We start from the raw sequence: 24,302 nt of genomic DNA on the forward strand, positions 1-24,302 counted from the left end.
CAGGGCAACCTTCAACCGTCGATCGGTTTTTGGACTATCGGTGTCCAGCGTCTCTGCCGCGGCAGCCTGATCCAGGCTGTGCTGACAGTCGACCAATCGCCTACCCCGGCCCAGGTCCCCATCTTGCTGTGCGCGTAGTTCTGACTCGAATCACTGGCGGCGACTTCGGACAGGCGAGGCTGCGCGGACAGCAAACCCAATAGCGAAAGATGAACCGCATCATAATGTTCCGCGATAGAGACCCAATCCGGAAACAAGGTTCCGGGACTGGAATCAGCTCGTGCGTGTGAGCGCAGCAGGGTGGACCAATCGGTCGCGCTGTCGATTCGGGCGACCCCGATCTCCGTCGGGTCGAAATGCAGTTCGTGGATCTCTGCGGGTGTGTTGGTCTCGCGGCTGTACGTCCAGGAATTTTTGCTGCAATCGCCAAGCGGCGTCGAGGTCCAGAATGCACCGTCCGGCAGCACTTCACTCGAACCGCGCCTGTTGGTGACGTGCGGCGTGCGGAGGGGCCCTGTTGCGCCCTCGTGATGCTGCGGTGAGGTGAACGTGTCGCGGGAGGGGGCGGAGAGTTCCGTTGCGACCGCGACGGCCATAGCCACGATGTTGGTGTCGGTCGGATCGACCAACAGCGCTGCGTCGATTCCTGCGCCGTACAGGTAGCTGCTGATGTCGTTCGTTGCGGCCCACACCAACTTGTCCATCGATAGCGACTGCAGGAACGCAGACTGGGAGTTGCCGCCACCTGCGCGGAGGTAGTCATCGACAAGACCTGCAACGAATGTGCGGCCCGGGACGGTGTCGAGCAGGTCCATCGCCGTAGCCCGAGTTGTCACTCCTACAGTCTTCCATTCTGGTTTGCCGACGCCTGTGGTGATACGCCCATCCGCCCGTGTAGCGCCTCCGCTCACGGGTGGGCCAGCCGAATGGCCACACCGGTAAGATTCTTGCCCGCTCGTCACTGTCCTGGACGATCCCAACATCGAACTGCCGAATTGGACTTGACCGGCTGGAGAATCACGAAGACAGCGTGACCGGCGGCTGACGCGCCATTACCTTCCCGTCACGGAGATCGCACGGTATCGGTAACCATCCTGGTTGCCATCTGGGTACTTCACCCCGAGATCTTCGAACTCGAGGTCGACTTCTTGACCGACTGTCAGTTTTCGAAACCCACCGCCCATGACATCCGAAAAGTGGATCCAGCAGCCGCCGCGGGTGCGTTCGGAGGCAACAACTCCTGACCCTTCCTCTGGGTGCCAGGCCTGGACCGTTCCGCGTGTGTGTTCGCTCGTTCGCGGAGAAGGTGGTGTCGACTGCAGCGGTGGCACGGGTACCTCGCGGCTCGTGCCGAGGTCAGAGCGCCAAGCTCCGGACTCGTCCTTGTCGAGCCCTATGAACTCGAGGTCGGTCGGTCAGACCCGTTCGGCTCGGCCGATCGCCCATCCCCGTCTGGTCAAGACAAGTGCGGTGACCCAACCGACGAGTGCGCAAAGGATGGGGACACCCACTACGAACACCAGCGGCGTTTCTGTGAAGCTCAGTACCGTCGGCGTACTCCGACCCACCACAAACGCATAGTCCGAGCGAGATGGAGCACTGGAGAAGAGCGCTAGCACCACCGTCGCGAGCAGGCCTATCCCCAGGCCGAAAAGTGAAAGCAGGGCACGCAAGCTACGCACGTTTCTTTTCCCATCTCAAGTGACGCGACCAAACATCTCTGAACAGTGTGCACTGGTTGAATATTGGGCGTCGGAGCCGGCTCCAGGTGTCGCAACCGCACCAGCAGAAGTCACGTCCACACGTATCCGAACCGGCCGGGTTCCTTCTTGCGTAGACGCTCGAGACCGCCTGACTCCAAGATGTCGAGGTTGACCCATTCCATCAGCCTCGGTGCGCTCTGCCACAGCCGCGGCCGACCGTCGCGATCGAAGACTGACATCGATCGCGCACACACGCCGTTCATCCCTCGAATGCGGAACGTCAAGATCAGTGTCGTGGTGGGGAACCAGCCGTCGATCTCGATGTCGAGAAGGCCCGCGGTTTTGTTCTCCGCCAGCAACCGGATCCGTTGACGCTCGGTCCACTCGTCCGGATCGCCCAGTTCGAGCGGCGCGGTGACGGTAAGCTCTGGCAGCGAATCGAATTCGACTTCTGTCATTACCAATCGGTCCGACTTCTGCGCTCCGACGAATGTGCCGGTCGTCGTCGAGATCCACAGTTCGTCGAGTTCCGGTGCCACCGCCAATCCGATCGGGAACCCAGGAGCACCGGCCACCGTTCGGGACGTGTCAGGCTGCGGTCGAGGCAGAAATAAGTGAAATGTGGCTGCGCATTGTTGGACTGCGTCGCGAACGTCGAATCGCCGAGTTGGTGAACCAATGTGGACGATCGCATCACCATCCAGACGCCCGATGCCGTCGCCCAGGGCGGGAACTGCGATGTCAGCGGCAGGGTGAACGCAGGCGTCAGTTCGGCGTCGAGCGCTTGCCCGGACGAGGCGCCCTTGCCGATGGCGATCTGCGTTCCCACGTCGACGACGGTGTCCAACCCGCGCCAGGGCCCGATCTCCCATGCCGTACCGAGTACCAAGGTTCCGTCGAGTCCGACGTGTGCGCACCACGATCCGCGTTCCACCCCCGGCTCATAGCGTCCGGTGCGCATCAGGATCACGAACCCGTGTCCGGACGGATAGATCGTCCGCACCTCGGCCGGAAGTACGACGGTTGCGACAACACCGTCCATAGAGCGCAGGACCAGCTCGTCGACACCGGCCACCGACGTCGCCAGCACACCGTTCAGCAGAGCCGACGCCGATGTCCGAGTGGACTGGACCATGGTGACGGTGCCCCGATGGTCGCAATGAACAATGCCGTCGGCGCCTACGATCCAGCAGCCCGAGGAGTCGGCGTGCAACCACCGCGGGGTGTGGCCGACGATGCCGGACCCGTAGGAGCCGCCGGGGATGACATGGGTGGTGGTGGACCCGTCCCGGGTGCGTCGAAGCAGGACGGGCTTGGCGACGTCGAGGAGCCATAGATCGGGGCCGTGGCCGGCGAGAGGGCCGGGCCGGAATACTCGCGAGCTGGTCATGCGCCTTTCGGCGAATCGAAAGCAGTCATGACGTCATTCTAACCAGACCCGTGGATGCTCCTCAGGATGGAGCAGTGTCACCGCACTGACCAGGATGACACGCCCGCTACCGTCTACCCCCACGACACCCCTTCGCTTGCCGCGGGCCGCAAATAGCCATTTCAGCTATAGGACCTGAGGCTCAGCGCAGTGGTGCGCAGGAACGCCAGCGTCGGGTCGATGCCCTTGATTTCACGGATTCAGCCCATGGGTCTGTGCGCGCTCGTGCCACGGTTCGAGGTCAGTTTCGATCTCGGTGAACCGACTGATTTTCTTGATGTCGACGTGCAATCATATGGTAGCGAATATGGCGTGTTCGTGACTTGCGTTGCAGCGCAGGGCTGCCCGCAGGAGCCGAGTTCTACATCAATCCGTAGCGGTGAACGCCGAGGTTGGCAGTTGAGAGTCGGGACAGTCGCGACCACTGGCGGGCCACCGAGCTGGGTGAGGTCGACTCCGCCAGTTGCTTGATATCCGCGGTGTTGTGCTCGGGTAGTAGTCGCCTGATGTTCGTCTGAGTCGAGATCCGGCGTTCTCATTCAGACAGTGTCCCAAACTGAGATTGCAACACCTCACCGCAGAACTCGGCATTCCGGCTATCAAAACCAGAATCCCACACGCAGCGGAATAACCATCGACGCTGACCTGGGGTGGGGGGCCATTGCCAGTTCGACGCTGGCGGCTGAGCCTCGTCAATCCGCTCGAAGTGTGATGATTCTTGTGGGATTCAGTTCATGATCCTTGTTGCCGGTAGGCAAACCAGTCAGGCGCTAACTCCTCGCGCCCACGGAAGTTGTTCGGATGTGGAGTGCACCGAGCGGTGTAGAGCCATCCGGTTCGGGAAAGGGTGCTACTGCGTTTGCTATCCACGAAGTACACGCAGTTGTTCTCTGCGATGTACACCGTCGAGAACGGTACGCCGCTGATTTCGATCGACACGAGCCGCTGATTGCCCTCGTCGAGCATCGATGTGGCCAGGTCCTCCATCTGCGTTCTGGCGCGCTCGAAGTCGCGGTCTACCGGTAGTTCGATCACAACGAAGGCAACAGCAGCAACCAAGACCGTGACAGGCGCAATGATGCTCGGCCATGGCCACCGCCGACGGTTCTTGCGATAGCTGTACAGGCGGTAAGTCCACACCACGCCGACAACGATGAGGCCGGCCACCGCTGCCCACACGATCACCAGGTCGAGGAAGAGGTTCCACTGCGAGCGATAGTCCCACCATTCGAATCGGTTCCCTGCGAGAAGTAGGAGGAACACAACCGCCGCGAATGCGGTGCCGAAACCTGGTCGAGCCCGCGTCTGTTGTTCTGTGTCGTCAGTCAAGACCTACATCCTTTGACTTTCAATCGCGCCATGTGGCTCTGAATTCGTACCAGGGGCCGTCCAAATGTGTTGCGGTGAAGTCATCGAATCCGGCCGATTCACCAGCGGGTGAGTACACCCATCCCACCGTGGTGAGGAACATGCTGCCCTCGTCGTGAAAGTAGACCTCGCCGTCCGGGGTTGCCTGAGCGAACCCTAGGTCGAATGGACCGATCTCGAAATCCTGGCGAGTGGTTCCGGGCGTACGCAGTAGGTCCGAGGCGACAGTTTCGAATCCAGCTCGTTCATCGAGCATCGATTGCGGTGGTAGCAGTGCCAAGGCGGCGACACCTGTGCATACGACGATTGGCGCAGGAAGGATCCACCAGGACCACCGACGATCAGCCAGAAGTACGTAGAGGGTACGAATGGCCCAAAACAGACCCAGAGCGACGAAAACCAAGATCATGGCAAGGGTGACGAGCAGGGGATCGAGCCAGGCGAACTTCCCAAAAGGGGAGGGCCACAAGTTGCGCTGCAGGCAGATCCACACAACGACGCCGGCGGAGACGATAGCCAGGAGAACTCGGCCAGGTGGCTTCCGCAATGCCGGCTCGCCGGTTAACTTTCCTCCCACCCATTCATCGAGCGCTTGCAACATCGTCATCGAACCACTCTCTCTGGATGTCAACCGACCGAACCTGTCTGACCGGTTCACTAAAAGACCCCGTCTGCTTACTTCGGTGTGCCAAAGGCCAAGTCAGTCCAGTCGGCGGACTCGCCACAGTCCCATTCCAACGACCGCTCCGCTGAATCCGAGCATCAGTCCGGTCTCGATGGCTTGGAATCGCCAGAAGCTGTCCTCGGAGAAGAAGCGAACGTCGTAGCGGTCTACGCCCTGATCGCGGAGGCATTCATCGAACTGCGAAGCACGCGTCCGATATTCGTCCTGACTTCGCGCTCTGAGTTGTTCATCCGACTCGCCATCTTGTCTCTTCAGGTAGTCATCCGAATACGGAGTTGCGCAGCCTTCGGTTGCGGGTCGCACGCGGTCGCCAGCGGCATCCACGTAGCCGGCACCGACGACCCATGTTCCGTCGTCGGTGTAGTACGGGTTCGGGGGGTACTCCGATTCACGTTCCAGGCCGTTGATCGCTTCGCTGACAACGTTGGGCGTTCCGTAGTGCTCGCGCGCAATCCACGTGAATGCCACCGGAACGAAGAACAGAAAGACGACAAACGTGGTGAGCATGGACACGACTGTGCTGCGGGACATCAGCGCCAGGGTGCTACCGATCAGCAACATCAGTAGCGTGTATGCGCCGAGAACCACGCCGGCCGTCTCGAAATGCGGAAAGTCGAACCACGAGAAGCTGACCGACGGTCCATATTCGGCGCTCGAAGAATCCCGAGACAGGCCGGTCGCCCAGTGCAGGGCCAGCCCGAGGCACGTCATGGCCGCCGAGATCGGCAGGAACACCACGACGATGCGGGCGAAGTACCACTGAATTCGACTGCCCACCTGAGTCAATGAAAGGACATGAGTTCTGGGCTCGACTTCACGTGCAAATGTGGGGACTCCGACGAACATCCCGAGTATCAACGGCAGGAGCAGCGCGAACAGCGTCGACAAGGTCAGTGCGGTTTCCGGCCTGCATGGGCCGACATCGTTCCATCGCGAACACATTCGAGGGAACGACCACGATATCTGTGGGTAGTCCGGAACGTACACCCCCGCCGTCAACGCGGAGACGTTCAGGATCGCGATGAACACCAGCGAAACCAGCAGGGGCGTGCGATTCAATCGCCACGCAGACCAGATCACGGGCGCAACCGCCGAACCGAGAGCGTCGAAGCGCCGGCCAGTACCGCCGCCAGCAGCAGGCAGAGTGCCGCTTCGGTGAACTGGAATCGCCAGAGCATGCGATCTTCGAAGAAAAGGTTGTCGTAGTGGTCGGCTCCGAGCGACCGCAAGCAATCCATACGGACCTGTGAACGATTCGCGATGAAGTCGTCCAACCGTCGGTCGAAAGCGGCGGTGGTCTCGTCCGGGCGTGGCTCGGGCCATTGGCCGTCGTCGAGTGGACACGCCCCGGACGGGAGATCGATGCGCTGCTCGGTGGAGTTTGCGTAGTAGGAGTCGACGGGCCAGCTCGGTCGCCCGATGTCGGCGGGGTCCATGACGTAGGCGACGCTTCGGCCTGACTCGCTTGCATCGAGGGTGAGGTGGCGTACCTCCGGCGTTGCGTAGTGCTCGCGAACGACGGTAGGGAAAGCGACGATGACAGCAACGGTGGCAACGAGAGTGAGGATCATTGCGCCGATCGTGTTGCGTAACAACAACGCTGTAGAACTGCCGACGACCAGCCCAAGCGCTGTGTAGCCCGCAGGGGCAACGCCGATGGTGCCGAACGTCGGGAACTCCAAACGCGAGGTGATGGCGTCGATGAGACTTCCCCCGTACGGGTTGGATCCGAAGCGGGACCACAGAACCACGTAACCGAGGACCACCATCGCGAGGACGACAGGGGTGAATACCACCAACACGCGTGTCCAGTACCAGCGCATACGTCCCACTGCCTGGGTCAAACCCAGAACGTGAGTACCGCGCTCGATGTCCCGCGAGAACACCGTTACCCCGATGAAGGCACCGAGTACGACGGGTAGCGCGAGGGTCGCCAGGCTCCCGAGGGTCAGCGCCGTTTCTGTCAGGCATGTCGTGGTGGACAACCCGAAACAATCGAACAAGACGTAGGGCGACCCGATACGGCTGGCGACCGACGTCACTGCTGCGATCGCAAGTGCCAGGAGTAGCGGTGTCAACACGCCCACGAGGATTGTTCCGCGGAACTGTCTCCACGTCACTCTGATCACGACTCACTCCTGGCTCGGAGGTGGGCGAGGACGACGTCGTCGAGGGTGGCGTCGTCGATCCGCCATCCGGGTGCGGCCGTGGGGCGAGTGCCGTGCACGACGAAGGCCGTGCCGCTGGGACCGTTGATTTCGGCAATCACCGAGCCACCCTGCGCCGCTGCCGCGGGATCGCCGGATCCGGCCATGAGGTAGTGGTTGTCGGTGATGTCGTCGATCGCGCCGGCCAACCGAATTCGGTGCTCTCGCAACAACAAAAGCTGGTCTGCTACTTCGATGAGCTCCGAGAGGACGTGCGAGGACAGGACGATGGTTGTGCCATGCTCGGCGGCGTCGGCCATCAAGGTCCGTGCGACGTCGCGTCTGGCAACGGGGTCGAGGTCGGCCAATGGCTCGTCGAGCAACAGCAGTTCCGGTCGCCTGCCGAGAGCAAGGGCGAGTGCGACACGGGTTCGATGTCCGGGCGATAGCGATTTGACCTTCGCCGACATCGAAATGTCGGCGGCGTCGACCAGCTCGGTGGCGTAATCGTGGTTCCACGACGGATTCGTAGTCCGCCCGAAATGCAGCATCTCTTTCACCGTGAGGCGCGGGTACAGCGGTTTGTGTTGAGCCAGATAGGACAGCCCCGGGGTGATTCCGCGTTGCCCGACGCGCTGACCGAGGACGATGACCTCACCTCGGTCGGGCCTCAACAGTCCGACCACCAGGGACATGATCGTTGATTTGCCTGCGCCGTTCGACCCTACGAGGGCGGTCACCGTGCCACGTTCCACGGAGAACACGCAGTCCTGGAGTACTGGGGTTCGGCGGAACGACTTGTCGACGCCTGTCATCGTCAGCACTGTGTCGGTCATGGCTGTTCTCCTTCGTTGTCGTAGCGGGAGTCGAGTGCCGATACGACCAACGCTTCGAGGTCGCCCCTGTCCAGGCCTGCAGAGATGCCGTGATCCAGCCAGCGGTTGAGCTCGCGCTGCAACGCCGTCTTTTCCGCCATGCCGGGTTTGGCCAGGGATGCAACGACGAAAGTGCCGACACCGGGCTGAGGTGCAACCAAACCCTCACGTTCTAGTTCGCGATACGCCTTCAGGACTGTATTGGGATTGATCGTGAGTGTTTCGACAACGTCTTTGGCGGTGGGGAGTTGGTCGCCGACCGTCAGCTCACCGCGCCGGAGTGCCTGCTTGGTCTGCAAAACCAGTTGGACATACGCGGGGATGCCTGAACGCCGATCGATCCGATACGCGACCATCGCACCCCTTGCATTCCACTAGTTGGTTAGTGGAATAAGTATTGCACAGGTTCGATAGCTATTGCTGTTCGGATCTTGGTTGCACGACACAAATATGGCCAAGGCTCTTAGCTCGGAGAAGCTGCTCACGCGGCGCATCACACCGCCGAACAAGCGTGAGAAGGACAGTTGGTTGGAACGGCGCGGTGATGACGTTGGTCAAACATGTCCCGAACCCTTACTCGTCAGTGATTGTTTCAAGGGTGGCTATGGGAATAGTGAAGACGGGACGGGTACGAATAGCAGCTAAGGCTCGCGAGTACCTGTAGCCCTTGCCCTAAGAACCGTCCTACACACCCAACACCTTGCTGACGAGATGGGGGCGACGGCGGGGGTGCCTGTCTACGTTGCCACCGCAGCCATTGTTCGGTCGGGTTACCGACACCTCAACATCAAACCGTCGGCCTTTCACGGGGGAGCGTCTGTTTCACGGGTGAATTGCGGGTTCGTCTGGGAAGTCAGGAAGGCCCAGAGCTGTGGTTTGCTTGGACAACCGTTCGGCGTCGAAACGTTTTCTTCGCAGGAAGGTGAGGGTCAGGTCGATGCCCTCGATTTCACCGATCCAGCCTTCGGATCGTGCGCGCTCGCGGCGCGACGCGAGATCCGTTTCGATTTCGGTGAGTCGGGTGATCATTTTCGGGTCGACGTGAAGCATGGGGCACCGGATGCAGGCGTGTTCGTGACTGCATGGTGTGGCGTATGGCCGCCCGCAGGATCCTAGTTCGACCTTTCGTTTGTCGAAGTGTGCCTCGAATTCGGTCCATTCCTCAGCGGTCACTGGTGGATACTCCTCGGGTGGTCGTAGCGCTCGTCGTCGTTCGAGGTGCGTTTGGTAGTGGCGGGTGACGTCTTCTTCGAAGACTGCGACGTATCCGCGGGTGGTGTCGAGGTTGAGATGCCCGAGCAGTGCCGCGCCGATGTGGATGGGGAGGCCGTTGTTGACGAGCTCGGTGGCGAACAGGCGTCTGAAGTCGTGTGGGCGGAAGTGAACGCCGTCGAAACGCGGATCGATCTCGGATAGGTCTTGGCAGACTTTGCGGATGGTGGTGCCGATGGCGCCGTTGGTCATCACTTCCAAGCGTTGTCCGATGCGTCGTTGGAAAAGGAATGGTTGCGGGGCGAGGGTGGTGCGTTCGTAGTCGTCGTATCTCGTGGCGAGTGGGACCGATCGGGCGTTCTTGGTGATCCGCCGGATTATGCAGGCGATGACATGGAACAGCTCTGCTGACATGGGGATGACGCGTTCGCGGTCGGATTTGGAGGGTGCGACGACCAGCAGTGCGACGACTTCACCGGTGGGACGTTGGTATTGCCGAACGCTCAGGTGGGACAGTTCGGTGAGTTCTTCGATACGAATTCCGCTGTACCGCAGCGTTTCGATGACGGCCCACACCCAGAACGCGGCGTCTTCGTACAGTTCGACGTCGACGGTGCGCCCGAACCGCGGACTGCGGACATGCACTCCTGGGGTATTACCGGCCTCGATCAGCCGAGTATCACCGCCCGTGATTACACGGGTATAGCTGTGGCCCTCGTAATCGAACTGCTCGTTGTGGCCTGCAGCGCTGGCCAACTCCAGTACTCGTCGCCAGTGCTGGTTCCGTTGATCGACGTAGTCCACCAGGATCGGTAGAAGCGGTTGCAGGACGCGGATCTGATCGTAGGTTTGCTCCTGGACGCGACGTCTGTGGGCTGCCTGTGCTCGCACATCACTGCGCGGGACCGGGCACGGCGCCGACCATCGTGCCCACCTCTCGGGTTCGTCGACAGCCCACGCTTGGATGTCGTAATACAGTGCTTGCACGGCCATCGTGATCACCCACGGTCCAGACCTCGGGGTGCCGTCGACTCGGAAGGCCAGGGTGGCCCTCCACTGCTGGTAAAGCTCGTCGGATACTCGTAGATCCGACTGTTCCATGTGGATGTCTTCGAGGGCTTTCCAGAACAGACCGACGAGAATCGCGGCCGTGTTCGAGAGCGAAGAGTATTTGAGGTCGGGTTCGCGACGATCGAGATAGTCGATGAACATCTGCCGGACCTCGCGATTGGTGATGTCGTGTCGGTCGACCATCTCGGTCGTGGTCAATTGAGGTGAGCGCAGTGCACCACGGAGCGTGGAGGGTGAATCCGGTGGGAAATGGCCGATCTGGTGCATCACTTGCCAGGCGAGATGGCCGATGTACTTGAGCGTGTGCAAGCCGGTGCGCGAGGTCGTCTCGCGGGTGACCGTGGCGTGGTGAAGGAATGCTTCAGGGGTCAAGTCAGAGAACGGGATCCCCTGCACGGTCAGAGCTGTGCAAACTTCGATGACTGCACGCGACTTGAACGTCTCGGTCGAATCCGAGGCAAGGACGGCGGCTATATAGCTGTCGAGCTGCGGATCTGATTCTGCGATCACGAACTGGTCGGTGTACTTCATCAGCTTGTTGGCCCTGAACGCACTCGAGGTCGGTTGGATGACCCGTAGCGCGAACATCGCGCCCAGTGCTTGCCCGAACTGAGCGCGAGCGGCTTCTGTCGTGGTCAGCTCGGCGGCGGACAGCGCCAGTGTATGAAGGTCGCTGGCGTCCCAGCGTTCCTGCCAGGTAGATCCAGGGTGCCCACGCAGATACTCGGTGAGCAGATAAAGACCCCGATTTCGGTTGACTCTGCGACTGTTCGGGGCCGGCCACAACTGAGATCCGAGTACGCGGAGCGATGCGAGTGAGGCGTTGCTGAGATCGCCGCGGTGATGACGCAAACGCGGAATCGGAGGTGCTGCAACAATAGTCGGTCTGCTGAATCTCGTAGCTCTGAACGAGTCCGGCTTTCGATCCTTCCTGTTCGGCCGATCAAGCCGTGTGTTACTCACCGAACACCACCGCGATGTCGTCAGCTGCGTAACCGGTTACGAAGGTCTTCATCGGGCGGGGACGAGTGTAGTGCTCCTGCATCTTGTCGATTAGATCCTCAATGCGGGGAAGTAGATACAACTCTGTCGTCGTCAGATGCCGATGACGCATGACGGTCTGCACCTCGACCAGCGACAGTTCTGGGTCTCCGGCCATGCGGGTGGCTGCGGTATGGCGGATGTCGTGGAAGCTCCAGTTGGTGCCGAGCTCGTCGTTGGCGCGTTGTAGCGTTCGCCGCAGTGCCCAATACGTCAACGGTCTACGTCTCCCTCGCAACGTCCCCCACACCTGCTCGTCCATGCCGACTTCGCGTGTCTGCGCGAAATACGCAGCGAGATAGCGCAAAGCGAGCGGTGATACCGGGACCGGGGACAGTGCGGTGCTGCCTTTGGAGATGATCCACACCCGGCTGTCTCCCCAGTCGACGTGTCGTCCGCACACACCGAGAAGTTCACTCGCTCGCGCTCCCGAGGAGACAGCGAACTCGAAGATGGCTCGGTCACGGTCATGTTTGAGGACCGCGACCAGCTGGTCCCATGAGGTGTCGGGGATCGAACGGGGTGCTTTCTGTGGTTGACGTTGCCGTAGGGGTGATCGGCGTTGATGGTGCTGAGTGGGCGTGTTCCGGGTTTGACCCAGGCGGCGACGGTTCCTGGACGAGGGCACTGGGTTGACGACGGGACCACGGCCGAAGGTGTGCTGGTATTCGTAGAAGCAATAGATCACCGTCAACGCGTGGTTGATGGTCGACGGCGAATAGCCTGTTCCCAGTACGGGTTTCCCGGTCTTGACATTCACCGAACCGGATTGTGCCGCAGAGGTTATCGTGCGATGCCGTTGTGGGTTGTCGGCAGTGCGTAGCCATCCGACCATGACTTCGACGTCTTCCCGGGTTGCGCGATCCCACGGCACTTCGATCATAGCGAGAACCCTCCACCAGCGTAGGAGGTCATGGGCGTACGACCGCACCGTCAGCGGACGCACGTCGGACAGCGTCAGGCTTCGTAGGTACTCCGAGATGGCGATGACCTCCAGGCCGCCGATTTGCACCATGTACGGAATCGGGCCACTCGGTGGTTCGATCCGCTCGACCGCCCCAACTTTCGATAGCTCGACTCGCCCCTCGCGCACTACACGCTTTAACTCGTCCATCCCACGCACCCCCGTAGCGTCAGACCGGCAGCTTAACCTCGGGCTTTCGTGCGTCCAGTTGAACAGGGGGTCTTTATAGATCGGTTTGTTCGTAAGCTCGTCGTCGCTTGCCGGTGTGAGTCCGGTCCGGGTAGCTGCCAGGTGGCCCGGTAGCAGGCTGGCGGCTTCATCTGGAAACGGGTGTGGTCGAAGCCCAGCGTCAGAAGCCCTGTAAGGGGGAGCGAAGGTGCGGTCCGCAGCATGAAGCGAAGTCTGCGGCGTCGTTAGAGGTCTCTGCCCGTGCGGGTGGGGGTGAAGAGAGTGCCGAGCCGCCGAAATCACGGTGAAGGCCTATGGAAGGCACCGAAGACCTGGATGTGCAGGTGCTGAAGAACTCTCCGGCGTATGGGACGTGGAACGTATCGATAGTGGCGACGGGAACTGGAGAGACCCTCCCCAGCCCGATCATCTGCGCGGTGTTCATGTCGGTAGTAGTTGTGAACATGATGATCGGAAGCGGTGACGCTCTATAACCAGTGGTCCTGGGAAATGAGTTGTCGGCTGGAAGGGAGTCGGAGGCGGCCATAGTACCGATCGAGCCTGCAGGACAACACAACCTGAGGTGAGGGAAGGGCCGCTACGTGTGTCGATGCGTGATGATGTGAAGGAGGTGCTCGGTGAGTGCTACGAGAGTGGCTAGTCCCGCCGCGAGTGGATCTGTTCCGCTCGATTCGGTGCGTGCCTTGCAGCACACGCTCTACCGGACGGCCAAGGAAGATCCCGGTAGACGGTTTCACACGCTGGGGGACAAGATCGTGCGCAGCGATGTCCTCATGCGTGCGTGGTTTCAGGTGTACCGCAATCAGGGTGCATCTGGTGTTGACCGCATCACTGTGGAGCAGGTCAAGGAGTACGGGGTGACTCGGTTACTCGATGAGCTGTCCACCGAACTGCGGGAGGGGCGGTATCGTCCGTTGCCGGCTCGTCGGGTGTTGATCCCGAAGCCCGGCACGGGTGAACAGCGTCCGTTGTCGATTCCGGCAGTTCGTGACCGTATCGTGCAAGCTGCAACCAAGATCGTGCTCGAGCCGATCTTCGAGGCGGATATGCGCGACTGCTCGTTCGGGTTTCGTCCTCAGAGGGCGGCGCACGACGGATTGCAGGTTCTCGTCGATGAGGCATGGCGGGGACGACGGTGGGTGGTGGAGACGGACATCGCTGAGTGTTTCGAGGCGATTCCGCATGACCGGTTGATGACGGCGATCGAGGAACGAGTCTGCGACCAGTCCGTCCTGAAGCTACTGCGCGTGATGTTGCGTGCGGGAGTGATGAGCGACGGTGTGGTTCGCAAGGCGGTGACCGGAACACCGCAAGGAGGGGTCCTGTCTCCGATGTTGGCGAATGTGTATCTGCATCAGGTTGATCGGGTGTGGGATGTACGTGAGCACGGGGTATTGGTTCGCTACGCCGATGATGTTGTGGTGATGTGCCGGACTCGGCGGCAGGCTGAGGGTGCGCTTGCGCATCTGCGGACCCTGTTGTCGGAGTTGGGTCTGACACCGAAGGCGAGCAAAACTAGAATCGTGCACCTGACTGAGGGTGGGGAAGGCCTGGATTTTCTGGGTTTTCACCATCGGTGGGTGCGCAGTGAGGGCCGTAGTGGTGCGAAGGGAATTGGGTTCCTCGCGCGGTGGCCATCGGACAAGGCGATGGCGCATGCTCGGGATGTGATCCGTGAGTTGACGGTTCGGTCTCGGATGTGGCTGAGTGTGAGCACGATCGTGGGATCGGTGAATCGGTTCCTGCGTGGGTGGGCGGGGTATTTCCGTTATGGGAACTCGTCTGTGAGGTTCGCGAAGATCAGGGACTATGCGTTGATGAGGTTGGCCGGTTTCATGGCCAAGCGTCACAAGCGAAGTCGCGGGTTCGGTCGGTGGGTGGTGTTCTCTTCATCCGACGATCAACTCGGTCTGATCAGTCTTGCGGGAACTGTCTATGCCCCCAGGCCATTTCGTGCCTGGCGGAGGAAGCCGAATGTTGGCGGTGAACGACCTCGGTGAGCCGTGTGCGGGAGAACCGCACGCACGGTTCGACGGGCGGGGACTGGAAACGGAGCACCCTGGACATGGCGACGGAGAAGAACGGCCGGGTGGGAAACTCTCCGGCCACGGCGGCTTCGTGACCTAAATCTGGATGTTGCCACCGCGCCAGCCCCCGACCCTACACGCCGGTAGGTAGGCGTGGCGTGTCAGAACAAAAGAATGGTGCTCTGAGCTGCGAAGATTGATCTTGCGAAGGAAACAATCCAGCCAGCACGAGGAGCACCATTCTGGTGAGCAAGTCTACGTCGTCGTACCCCACCTTGTCCGTCGATGCCACCGGAACCGGGGTCGTGTCGCACGCCGGAGCGGTGACGTTGCTCCGAACCGCCGAGGCCACCGGACTCACCGCAGCCCTCTCGCAGAGCCTATCGCCGTGGCGGAAACCGTTGGCGCACTTCAACCCCGGTAAGATCATCACCGACCTCGCAGTGTCGTTGACGCTCGGTGGGGATTGCCTCGCCGACATCGCCACCCTCCGCGAACACTCGGCCGTCTTCGGGACAGTGCCCTCCGACCCGACCGTCTCCAGGCTGATCACCGCACTGTCCGCAGATGCACCCGCAGTGCTCACCGCGATCGAGACCGCCCGGGCATCGGCCCGCGCTACGGCGTGGGGACATGCCGGCGAACACGCACCTGATCACGACATCACCGCGCAGAACCCGATCGTCATCGACCTCGACGCAACCCTGGTCACCGCCCATTCAGAGAAGGAGAACGCGGCACCGACCTACAAACGAGGCTACGGATTTCACCCCCTGCTGGCGTTCGTCGACCACGGCACCGACGGAACCGGTGAACCCGTCGCGGCCGTGCTGCGACCCGGCAACGCCGGATCCAACACCGCTGACGACCACATCGCAGTGACACGGAAAGCGTTGGCGCAGCTACCGAACCTGCATGCTGTCCGGCCGGGAAAGAAGGTCCTCGTCCGCACCGACGGCGCCGGAGCCAGCCACAAATACTTGACCTGGCTACACAACAGAGGAGTGTCGTATTCCATCGGGTTCGGGCTCACCGATGCGATGGTCACCGCCCTCGCCGACGCCCCCGAGAGCGCGTGGTCGGTCGCCGTCGACCACGCCGAGCAGGTCCGTGACGGTGCCTGGGTCATCGACGCCACCGGCCTCCTCGACCTCACGACGTGGCCGACCGGGATGCGCGTGATCATAAGGAAAGAGCGCCCGCACCCCGGCGCGCAGTTGAGGTTCACCGACGCCGACGGTCTTCGATTGACCGCGTTCGCTACCAACACCGTTCGCGGCCAAGTGCAAGATCTCGAACTTCGGCACCGTCGCCGTGCCCGCTGTGAGGACCGGATCCGCACAGCCAAGGACACCGGGCTGACCAACTTTCCGTTGCACGGGTTCGATCAGAACCGCATCTGGTTGGCAATCGTGCAGCTCGCCCTGGACTTGATGGCGTGGACACAAATGCTCGGCTTCACCAACCACGAAGCGAGCAGGTGGGAACCGAAACGTATTCGTCTGCGGGTGTTCTCGATCGCAGGACGCATCTCGACCCACGCCCGCCGCATCCACCTGAAACTGTCGAAGACCGCGACATGGTCGACCCTCATCGTCACCGCACTGACCCGGCTGGCGGCGTTACCCGCGCCCGCCTGACCGCCCTTCGCCCGACCCGACAACCCGAAAGAACCCTTATCTCAGGCCGTGGATCCGAGCGTTGCCGATCGACATCGGTCGCACCATCGTGCGCCGATGGGTCCGAAACACAATCTCGACCCGCTCAGGCCAGCACATCACGGGGAAGAAAGATCGAGGTTAACCCGGTTTGGTGCAGTTAACAGGACACGCGGACAATGGATATGCAGCTTGAGCTACAGAATTCCGACGGGGAACAGCATGGGTTTCCTTCAGGTCGACCGGCAATGGTGCCCGGCGGACGCAGCTGTGCCTCTCAGGTGAGAAGGCTGCGATGACGAAGAATCGTCAACATATCTTGACGGAACTATAGCGTCAAGATATGTTGACGCTATGGAATCGGAGAAAGTTCTCACTGCACCCGAGTTGACCGCGCTGTACGACGAGTACAAGGCAGCTCTGCTCGATATCGAACTGGCGGAGACGCTGCGGGAGAGCGGGAACAAGGACGCTGCGACGTGGGAGGCGAATTCCGAGCAGCGTATGGCCGATGCGGTCTCCGATATCGATGCGCTCGAGATCAACGCATTCTTGGCCTCGACCATGATCGCCGATCGGTACGCGATCATCGGGCGTCTCCGCAGCCAGGAGCGTCCGGTGCCCTGGTCGAAGATCGGCGAGATCCTCGGTATGAGCAAGCAGGCCGCGCAGCAGTGGTACGGCACCTACAATCTGCGTCCCCGGACGCAGAATCCCACCAGGCACGAGTAGGCGCGGGGCAGCCTCGGTGAGGTGAGTGCGGAGGCCAGCGCGGCGGCCTGCCGATGTCGAAGCCGCTGACGTCGTCGGAACCCTTTCGACGCCCGTCGCAGTAGAGGAGTTTTCGACATTGGAGCGGCGTTCGAGGTTTCACCGAAAAGCGTTGCAGCCCTTGACTTTACAGCGCAACGCTGTATAGTTGTGGTATGGGAGAAACCGAGAAGAACCTGACCGCCGTCACCTCCGAATTCGGAGACGGCCGACCCGATCGCGGCCTGGGAGTGTCCATCCGCAGCAACGACATCGAAGTCGAGTATCTGCACGCGACGGGCATCGAAGAGCACGCCCCGATGGACTGGACCCCACTCGCTGCGGTTCAGTTGCTCGCCGAGCACGGCTACCAGGTGGCCGGAGAATGGGCGGACATCGACGAGACCGGCGGCGACGACCCGACCTGGCAATTCGCCATCACCCGATCCGGGGTTGTCGCAACGGACTTCGGTGATGTCGTCACAGTCGAGTGCAGCCCCGATGACGCAGCCGATGTGCTGTTCGCCACCGAATGCGACCCCGACCGCCCGCAGTGCTACGGACACTGACCGACCAGCTCGACTGAAATCGACGAGGCACCGGGCAGCTGATATCTGCCCGGTGCCTCACCACCGATCACACCACACCAGGAGAGAACGCACACCAATGACCACCACTGCATCCGCACCATCATCCGCCTACACCCTCGTCGAGGCCGACCCGAACGAACTCGACATCGCCGCCAACGTTCGCAAGGGCGTCGACATCGCCGCTGCACCCGAGTTCATCGCCTCCATCGCGGAACTCGGTGTCTTACAGTCTGTTTCGGCGGTCCGCCGCGCCGATGGGACTCTCGCTGTCCGCGACGGACAACGCCGCACCCTCGCTGCCCGAGAAGCGGGCCTGACCTCCATCCCGGTGATGGTGCGCGAGCAGACTGCCGACGAGCGGGCAGCAGACATCGAGCGGATCACCGAGCAGTACAACGCCAACGAACAGCGTGAAGACCTCACCAGGGGCCAACGTGCCGGTGCCGTCGCGGACCTGCTCGATCTGGGACTGAACGTGCAGAAGGTCGCGACAGCACTGCACGTACCCAAGGCGTACGTCGAAAAAGCCGGTCGGGCAGGACGGTCCGAACGCGCCCGCAGCCAGCTCGACGACCGTCAACTCACGCTCGAAGCAGCCGCGCTGCTCGCGGACCTCGAGGACGCCGCCGAGGCCGAGCCGTGGATCCCCGACACCATCGACAAGATCTTCGAGCGCGGATACGGCGTCGAGTACCACCTCAGCAATCTGCACCGCCGTGTCGCCGAGCGCGCCGCTGCCAGCGCCGCTGCTGCGGACTACACCGCACGCGGATTCGCCTTGCTCCACGACGAACCGTCCACCGGCACGGGGGACTGGTTCTCCCTCGCGGACCTGCGCACCGCCGACGGCGAACCCATCGCAGCCGACGCCCCTGAGCAGGCACCGCACCTGTGGCACGTCTACGTCTACGAGGCCGGATCGACCTGGGTGGACAAAAAGACCCGCGAGGAGGTCGACGAAGACGACATCGACTTCGACACCGTCGACGAGGACGACGATGTAGAGCCGTTCGACGGGCAGCTGCACGCCAACACGGTCGAGAAGATCCCCGCCTGGCGCTACGAGTTCTTTCTCCATCACGACAACCGTGCTGCGGCCGGCCTCGAACTGGCACCCGAGCGGATCGCCACCGCCAACGGCGCATCCGATGCTGGCGATCCGCAGGACGGCCTGACTCCCGCTCAACGACAAGCTGCTCGCGCAGAGGCCGAACGAGTCGAGAATGAGCGGGCAGAACGCCGGAAGGTCAAAGCACTCAACCGGGCCGGGGCGACTGCCACCGAGTCCCGGCGTACGTTCCTCACCGGCCTCCTGTCGGGCAATACCGCACCGAAGAACGCCACCAAATGGATCGTGACCGCCCTGGCTACCCACGGTGACGTGTTCACCGAATCCAAAACACGTGAACGCTACGCCGACATCATGGGCTCACCACTGAGCGATGCCCCGCAGAAAGCCGACAACGCCACCGTCGCCCGCGCCGAAGTACTGCTCCTGGCCCGCGTGCTCACCGCGTTCGAGGCCCGACTCACCGGCCCCCAGGACTCCAAAGACTACTGGCGGTTCTCCTCCAAGCACTACCGCGGAATGGTCGGCATCGACAGCTACCTGACCTTCCTCGCCGACAGCGGACACACCCTGACCCCCGTAGAGCAGGCCGCGATCGGCAACATCACCATCGACGCAGCCCACGCCGCCGTCGCCGACGAGGAAGCCTGACAATCCAGGCGAAAGAGGGCCCCGACCATCATCCGATGGCCGGGGCCCGTCTCGTTCGTCAAGATATGTTGACGATCAGTTCGTTGATGTCAGCGGAACGGTGTGCTCGAGCAATGCACGTTGCGCGAGGCGGCGACGTACCCGTACCGGTGGAGCATCGACTGGGCAGCGAGGTAGTTCTCGTACTGGTACGGCCCCGGCCCCACCCAGAGGCTCATGACGGCGTCGGCGGGTAGCTCGACCGCGCGGTAGGGGGTCAGGCCCGCCGCACCGAATTTGAACTCAGGATCGTTCGACTCACCGGGGGCGTGGCCGAAACCTGGCTCCACGAAACGCCATTCGTTCTCCTCGGCGAAGCCCATGTGTTTGAAGCTGGCGGCGTGAAACGCCAATCGTTGGACAGCTTTGTTGACTGCAAGTGGGGTGGGGTTGGGTCCTCGTATGTCGGTCATGGCCTGCCCCACGAAGTGATGGAACGCATCGAGCAGCGTTCCTTCGAGGGTGTCGGTGACGTACGTGATCTTCTGCCATCCCAGCCCTGACCTTCGCTCGGAAGTGCTGTTTCGAGGGAACTTCGACGGGTTGAATTCGATGGCGAAGCCGCCTGTACCCCGGCCATAGGCGCGCCACTGGCTCAGCGAGTCCGTGACCGTCGAAAACGAGATCGTCGAGCAGTGGATGTAGCGCGGGTACGTCCTGTCGATGATCTGCTGGATCGCAGCGGCTACCTGGCCGAGGAAGTTCTTGGCACCCGGGTTGTCATCGAACCACTGGCGGCCCGGGCCGCCGAATTCATCCAAAGCCTCCTTCACCAGGCCCAAACCCAAGGTCAGCTCCCGTCGATCGTTGAGAAACTGCGCGGCGGTCGCATGAAGGACAGGCTTGTAGGTACCGACCCGAGACCCCTTCTCGGCGGTCTTGTCGACGTTGCGCAGAATGCCGAGAAGACCGGCAGTGTCGGTGTAGTGCCATATAGGTGCTTCGGGAAGCGGTGGAACTGGGATGTTGTTCACCGCTGGTTGTGACTCGTTCACGCTGCGCCCTTCCGCCGGTCCGGCTTACCTTCCGAGCAACGAATGAGGGTCTACGTCCGCAGATCGGTCCGTGAGCCGCGTCCGGGACGGTCGGCGATCCACTGCTCGATCTCCTCGGTCGAATACAGCGGTTCCCTGCCTACACGGCGGGTCGGTTTCGGGGCTTGACCGCGTGCGACGTAAGCGCGCCACGTCGAGGCCGCGATCGTCTTACCGGTCGTGCTCTCGATCAAGGCCAGCACATCGGGGAGTGAGAGTTCCTCGGCCATCACGGCTCGACCGGGGACGGGTGTATCTCGATAGCGAACATACTCGAACTCTACAGCCGAGCGCTGTAATAAATCCATCGAACACCTTGACTATGCAGCGAAGCGCTGTATAGTTGGGGTATGACCTCGACCAACCGAAAGCGGCTGGCAGGCAGAGATGTTCACGTCCTGATTCCTCGTACACCCCCGAGCTTGCACCCCGATCCGAAAGGCCGTCATGACACAGGTCCTCGACACTCCGGAGCGCTTCACGCCCGAACCGATGCCGCCCGCCGTGATCCCCGCCCTGCGAGCGATCAGCGACAGGCTCGACCCGGACGACTTCCCGATGTTTCGCCTCGACGGTGACTACATCGTCTACGACGGTCACGACACCGGACGCATGGCTCTCGTCGAGGTTCCCGGCGACGGGCTCTACGTGCGATACGACCGACGCAGACACCGCCGAGCTACTGCCACCACACCGGCGACCGCGAGCTGGATCCCGGTGTCGGACTGGCCGATCACCGGGACCGACCCCGTCGGAATCGCACGCACGATGTGGCGTCTGACCGTCGAGGACGTCACCTAAACGCTCGACACCTACGCCGCCGCATTTCCTCTCGCCTCGACCTTTGGAGTGCCCATGACCACCACCCTCGCCGCGCCCACCACCGACACCCACCGCAGCCTCACAGGACTTGGGATGAAACTCGTCTCGCTCGACCCGCAATTCGACGGCACCATCGTCGAGATCCTCGAATACCACCCCGCCCCCGCAGGCCGAGTCGAGGTCACGGCCATCATCGACTCACCCGGTGCCTGGTACAGCGGCACCTATCCCGTCGTCGTCGACGCGCGCCATGTGCGCCTGCTGCTGACCGTGCAGTCCATGCCCCGACCGAACGCAAGCCTGCGGTGATGGCCGAGACCACAGGGCAGATCGACATCTTCGAGATGTTCGCCGAGGTCGCCGCAGACGACCAAGCCCGACACGAGAAAATCCACGGGGTACCGAGCCTGTTCGCCAGCACCACCAGAGGACCGGCCGCGCGCCTCGCCGAATTCCACGCCTGGCAAAGCACGTGGGGAAACTTCGATAGCTACCGCACCTCCCACGCCCTCATCCCCGGAACCTGCGAACCATCACAGCCCACCGCCACCTGCCAGCCCACCTCCCTCTGGGCCGGTCTGCACTGTTCCTGCACCTGGACGCTGCGTGAGAAGACCTGTCACTGCGTCGGCGGCAACCTCCACCGCGCCGCGTGCACCGGCTGCGACTGGGAAGGGGAGAACCGCGCCGACAGCGACGAGGCAGTGTGCGATGCACTCGATCACGCTCACCCCGGCTGGCTCGACGACCTCGCAATCGAGATCCCCGATCGGCCCCACGAGAAAACCGCCCGGTGGTCCACGAAAGTCACCGCCACGATCGGTGACCGCCCGCAGGGCTGGCCGGTCATCACCCGCCGAGCAGAGGGCCACGTCGGCAACCGCTGCGTGCCGGACCGTTCGCCGTGGGGTGGCTACGACGTCGCCGCTGCCGTCGCACGCGCACACCTGGACCGTCAACACCGATCCACACACCTCAAAACCACGCCCACGAAAGGCTCACGATGAACACACCGGACTCGCTCGCACCCCAGCACCCGGAGGGTGCCGACGTGTTCTTCGATATGATCGCCGCCGTTGCGCCCTACCTCGCCTGGGGAGTGGGAGTGTTCGGAATCGTGGCGATCGTGGCGGGGATTGCGCAGATGCACCAGCACTCCCTCTACGGTGAGCCTGCAGGTCCAGCGGGGGGCACGATCGGCGGGGGACTGTTCATGACGATCGCCGGACCCGTGTTCGGGACGATCATCGGCCGAACCGCAGATACCGGCCCCGGCGCCGAGGAATCGGCCGCTACTGCTGCCCCGCCGCCAACCACCGCGCCAGCCGATGTGGCGCGCGAGATGACGGAGTCGACCCCCACGGACTGGACACCACTGATCTGGATCGGCGGCGGCGCAGCAGTACTGGCACTGACCGCATACCTGATCACCCGCACCCGCAGTCACATCATCGACCGCAGGACAGCGCAACGCACACTCGAAACCGACTTCGCCGCCGCGCAGGCCATCTACGACGACGTCGCCGCCGCATACGCCGCATACATCGCCGACCCGTACGCCATCTTCACCCGCCCACTGCTCGACGATCTCAGTGAACCCCGCACCGCCGCGTTCATCGACGCATTCGCCGATGCCACTGCCCTACGTCCCCTCACATGCCCGGACAGCAGCGACCGCGTGCAGGCCTTCGCTTCAGCCGCCCATGCCGCTCGCAGCGCCTGGGACAGCGCCGACACCCATGCCCGCACCCTCGGCATGGGCGTGAGCAGCGAAGACGACACGCGCATCGTGCGCCGCATCCGCAGCGCCCTGAACCTCGCGCTCGACGACTCGGCTACCGGACAGGAACGCGACACCGCGTTGCAGACCGTCGAACGTCTCGCGGCCGGCCTCATCACCATCCCCGACCGCATCTACACCCGAGCCAAGACCGCCATAGAAACCACCACACGCAAGCAACTCACCCACTGAACGAGGAAACCGGGCTGGTCCGGCCGAAAGTGCGACGTCGGACCAGCCCGGCACAATCGACAATCCCCAGGCCGCCGCCGGGTGAAAACACGATGCCAGACACGACAGATCGCGGAACGAGTGCACTGAGCACCGCTACCGCGCGGAGCGGGCGACCACGCTCCTCGATGCGAGAGAGGACAACGGTATGGAATTGACCGAGATCATTCCGTTCGTCGCCATCGTGGCACTGATGGCGACCGCAGTCACCGGGTACGTCTACATCCAAAACTCCACGAACGCAACGCTGTACACCGTCAGCACCAGATTGGTGGTGATCTCCGTCGTGCTCTGCGCCGTAGCTGTTCTCACCCACCGTGATCTTGACGCGGTGTGGAAGATTGTCATCGTCATCGGCGTCGTGGTCATGGCCCACATCGTGCGCCGCCTCATGATCTACACACGCGAGGACTACGTAGCCCGCAAGCCCGGCTTCCTCGATTCGATCGCCGATGACGATGCATCCGACCACCGCGAACACTAAGCCGCAAGGCTCGAAGCGAACACGCTCGCCGCGCCAGCTCTCGTAGCCACTGTCGGACCCACATGGCACCATCGCTGTCACTACGACGCCATTCCCCAGGGGGAACCATCACATGAACATCATCTCCGCACGTATGCGGCGAAACCGAGAACGCCAGCACTTACTGGCGCACAGGTCCCACGACAACTACGCCGCCTACAGGAGCGCCGAACTCGCCTACCACGCTCAACTGGCCAGACTCCGCAGTCTGGGGTTGGCGTTGTTCACGATCGGAGGCAGTGCGAGCGTCCTGCTCGGCATCTTCACCGAGTACACCCCTGCCATGGTCATCGGACTAGGACTCACGGGGGCCGCTCTGGTGGTCTTCTTTGCCGAGATCCGCGAGCGGGGCCGCGACCGCGCCCAGGAACGCATTACCGAAACCGTCGGTCTCACGCTGGACAACCACGAATAAGCCCACCGCTGACCGACCGCGGGCGTTGC

Annotated in this window: 25 protein-coding genes; 12 read left to right on the forward strand and 13 right to left on the reverse strand. The window is 62.3% G+C overall.

Translation table 11 applies throughout. From position 1 onward, the window contains the following. Positions 1–11: 11 nt before the first annotated feature. From J1M86_RS10740 to J1M86_RS10795, 11 genes are all read right to left on the reverse strand, one after another. The gene (locus J1M86_RS10740) at positions 12–836 is read right to left on the reverse strand and encodes a hypothetical protein (protein ID WP_206509776.1); all 825 of its coding nucleotides are present in this window, start codon (positions 834–836) and stop codon (positions 12–14) included. 956 nt (positions 837–1,792) lie between these two features. Further along, positions 1,793–2,161, reverse strand: a complete 369-nt coding sequence (locus J1M86_RS10750) for a hypothetical protein (RefSeq protein ID WP_206509777.1) — start codon at positions 2,159–2,161, stop codon at positions 1,793–1,795. After that, positions 2,161–3,093, reverse strand: a complete 933-nt coding sequence (locus J1M86_RS10755; RefSeq protein WP_206509778.1) for a hypothetical protein — start codon at positions 3,091–3,093, stop codon at positions 2,161–2,163. Before J1M86_RS10755 ends, J1M86_RS10750 begins: the two co-directional genes overlap by 1 nt. A gap of 771 nt (positions 3,094–3,864) precedes the next feature. Continuing rightward, positions 3,865–4,461, reverse strand: a complete 597-nt coding sequence (locus tag J1M86_RS10760) for a hypothetical protein (RefSeq protein ID WP_206509779.1) — start codon at positions 4,459–4,461, stop codon at positions 3,865–3,867. A gap of 19 nt (positions 4,462–4,480) precedes the next feature. Further along, entirely contained in the window at positions 4,481–5,107 is a 627-nt protein-coding gene (locus J1M86_RS10765; protein WP_206509780.1) for a DUF1109 domain-containing protein, read from the reverse strand. Between the two features lie 93 nt (positions 5,108–5,200). After that, complete coding sequence (locus tag J1M86_RS10770; protein ID WP_206509781.1) at positions 5,201–6,265, reverse strand: hypothetical protein; 1,065 nt, start codon at positions 6,263–6,265, stop codon at positions 5,201–5,203. Then, positions 6,262–7,314 carry an ABC transporter permease gene (locus J1M86_RS10775; protein ID WP_206509782.1) on the reverse strand — a complete coding sequence of 351 codons (1,053 nt, stop codon included), beginning with the start codon at positions 7,312–7,314 and terminating at the stop codon, positions 6,262–6,264. The genes J1M86_RS10770 and J1M86_RS10775 overlap by 4 nt, the downstream gene beginning before the upstream one ends. Continuing rightward, on the reverse strand, positions 7,311–8,168 hold the full coding sequence (locus J1M86_RS10780; protein WP_206509783.1) for an ATP-binding cassette domain-containing protein: 858 nt from the start codon (positions 8,166–8,168) through the stop codon (positions 7,311–7,313). Before J1M86_RS10780 ends, J1M86_RS10775 begins: the two co-directional genes overlap by 4 nt. Then, complete coding sequence (locus tag J1M86_RS10785; protein ID WP_206509784.1) at positions 8,165–8,563, reverse strand: GntR family transcriptional regulator; 399 nt, start codon at positions 8,561–8,563, stop codon at positions 8,165–8,167. The genes J1M86_RS10780 and J1M86_RS10785 overlap by 4 nt, the downstream gene beginning before the upstream one ends. A 466-nt stretch (positions 8,564–9,029) precedes the next feature. After that, the gene (locus J1M86_RS10790) at positions 9,030–11,342 is read right to left on the reverse strand and encodes a site-specific integrase (RefSeq protein ID WP_206509785.1); all 2,313 of its coding nucleotides are present in this window, start codon (positions 11,340–11,342) and stop codon (positions 9,030–9,032) included. A gap of 103 nt (positions 11,343–11,445) precedes the next feature. Further along, entirely contained in the window at positions 11,446–12,645 is a 1,200-nt protein-coding gene (locus J1M86_RS10795) for a site-specific integrase (protein WP_206509786.1), read from the reverse strand. A 332-nt stretch (positions 12,646–12,977) separates the two neighbouring features. Between J1M86_RS10795 and J1M86_RS10800 the strand changes: the two genes are divergently transcribed. The 6 genes from J1M86_RS10800 (at position 12,978) to J1M86_RS10825 (ending at position 19,429) form a co-directional block, all read left to right on the forward strand. Further along, on the forward strand, positions 12,978–13,157 hold the full coding sequence (locus tag J1M86_RS10800; RefSeq protein ID WP_206509787.1) for a hypothetical protein: 180 nt from the start codon (positions 12,978–12,980) through the stop codon (positions 13,155–13,157). Positions 13,158–13,301: 144 nt separating this feature from the next. Beyond that, positions 13,302–14,684, forward strand: a complete 1,383-nt coding sequence (ltrA, locus tag J1M86_RS10805; RefSeq protein WP_206509788.1) for a group II intron reverse transcriptase/maturase — start codon at positions 13,302–13,304, stop codon at positions 14,682–14,684. 272 nt (positions 14,685–14,956) lie between these two features. After that, entirely contained in the window at positions 14,957–16,351 is a 1,395-nt protein-coding gene (locus J1M86_RS10810) for an IS1380 family transposase (RefSeq protein WP_206509789.1), read from the forward strand. Between the two features lie 372 nt (positions 16,352–16,723). Beyond that, positions 16,724–17,101, forward strand: a complete 378-nt coding sequence (locus tag J1M86_RS10815) for a hypothetical protein (RefSeq protein ID WP_068373859.1) — start codon at positions 16,724–16,726, stop codon at positions 17,099–17,101. A gap of 194 nt (positions 17,102–17,295) precedes the next feature. Then, a complete protein-coding gene (locus J1M86_RS10820) occupies positions 17,296–17,688 on the forward strand; it encodes a hypothetical protein (RefSeq protein ID WP_206509790.1) in 393 nt (130 codons plus the stop codon). A 97-nt stretch (positions 17,689–17,785) separates the two neighbouring features. Next, the gene (locus J1M86_RS10825; RefSeq protein WP_206509791.1) at positions 17,786–19,429 is read left to right on the forward strand and encodes a ParB N-terminal domain-containing protein; all 1,644 of its coding nucleotides are present in this window, start codon (positions 17,786–17,788) and stop codon (positions 19,427–19,429) included. An 89-nt stretch (positions 19,430–19,518) separates the two neighbouring features. Here the strand turns inward: J1M86_RS10825 and J1M86_RS10830 are convergent, their stop codons facing one another. Both J1M86_RS10830 and J1M86_RS10835 read right to left on the reverse strand, forming a co-directional pair. Beyond that, complete coding sequence (locus J1M86_RS10830; protein ID WP_206509792.1) at positions 19,519–20,463, reverse strand: DUF2971 domain-containing protein; 945 nt, start codon at positions 20,461–20,463, stop codon at positions 19,519–19,521. 50 nt (positions 20,464–20,513) lie between these two features. Continuing rightward, positions 20,514–20,810: a transcriptional regulator gene (locus tag J1M86_RS10835; protein WP_307786598.1), complete on the reverse strand. Its 297-nt coding sequence runs from the start codon at positions 20,808–20,810 to the stop codon at positions 20,514–20,516. Between the two features lie 139 nt (positions 20,811–20,949). Here J1M86_RS10835 and J1M86_RS10840 point away from each other — a divergent pair, with 139 nt between their 5' ends. The 6 genes from J1M86_RS10840 to J1M86_RS10865 all read left to right on the forward strand — a co-directional run bounded on the left by J1M86_RS10840 (position 20,950) and on the right by J1M86_RS10865 (position 24,273). After that, on the forward strand, positions 20,950–21,303 hold the full coding sequence (locus J1M86_RS10840) for a hypothetical protein (protein WP_068373844.1): 354 nt from the start codon (positions 20,950–20,952) through the stop codon (positions 21,301–21,303). 54 nt (positions 21,304–21,357) lie between these two features. Beyond that, positions 21,358–21,633 carry a hypothetical protein gene (locus J1M86_RS10845; protein ID WP_068373841.1) on the forward strand — a complete coding sequence of 92 codons (276 nt, stop codon included), beginning with the start codon at positions 21,358–21,360 and terminating at the stop codon, positions 21,631–21,633. Continuing rightward, positions 21,633–22,331: a DUF6349 family protein gene (locus tag J1M86_RS10850; RefSeq protein WP_206509793.1), complete on the forward strand. Its 699-nt coding sequence runs from the start codon at positions 21,633–21,635 to the stop codon at positions 22,329–22,331. The genes J1M86_RS10845 and J1M86_RS10850 overlap by 1 nt, the downstream gene beginning before the upstream one ends. Continuing rightward, on the forward strand, positions 22,328–23,296 hold the full coding sequence (locus J1M86_RS10855; RefSeq protein WP_206509794.1) for a hypothetical protein: 969 nt from the start codon (positions 22,328–22,330) through the stop codon (positions 23,294–23,296). Before J1M86_RS10850 ends, J1M86_RS10855 begins: the two co-directional genes overlap by 4 nt. 187 nt (positions 23,297–23,483) lie before the next feature. Then, positions 23,484–23,819, forward strand: coding sequence for a hypothetical protein (locus tag J1M86_RS10860; protein WP_206509795.1), 336 nt, complete (start codon positions 23,484–23,486; stop codon positions 23,817–23,819). Positions 23,820–23,931: 112 nt separating this feature from the next. After that, positions 23,932–24,273 carry a hypothetical protein gene (locus tag J1M86_RS10865; protein WP_068373833.1) on the forward strand — a complete coding sequence of 114 codons (342 nt, stop codon included), beginning with the start codon at positions 23,932–23,934 and terminating at the stop codon, positions 24,271–24,273. Positions 24,274–24,302 lie beyond the last annotated feature (29 nt).

The organism is Rhodococcus sp. KRD197, assembly GCF_017168235.1.
In the GTDB taxonomy this organism is placed as follows: Bacteria; Actinomycetota; Actinomycetes; order Mycobacteriales; family Mycobacteriaceae; genus Rhodococcoides.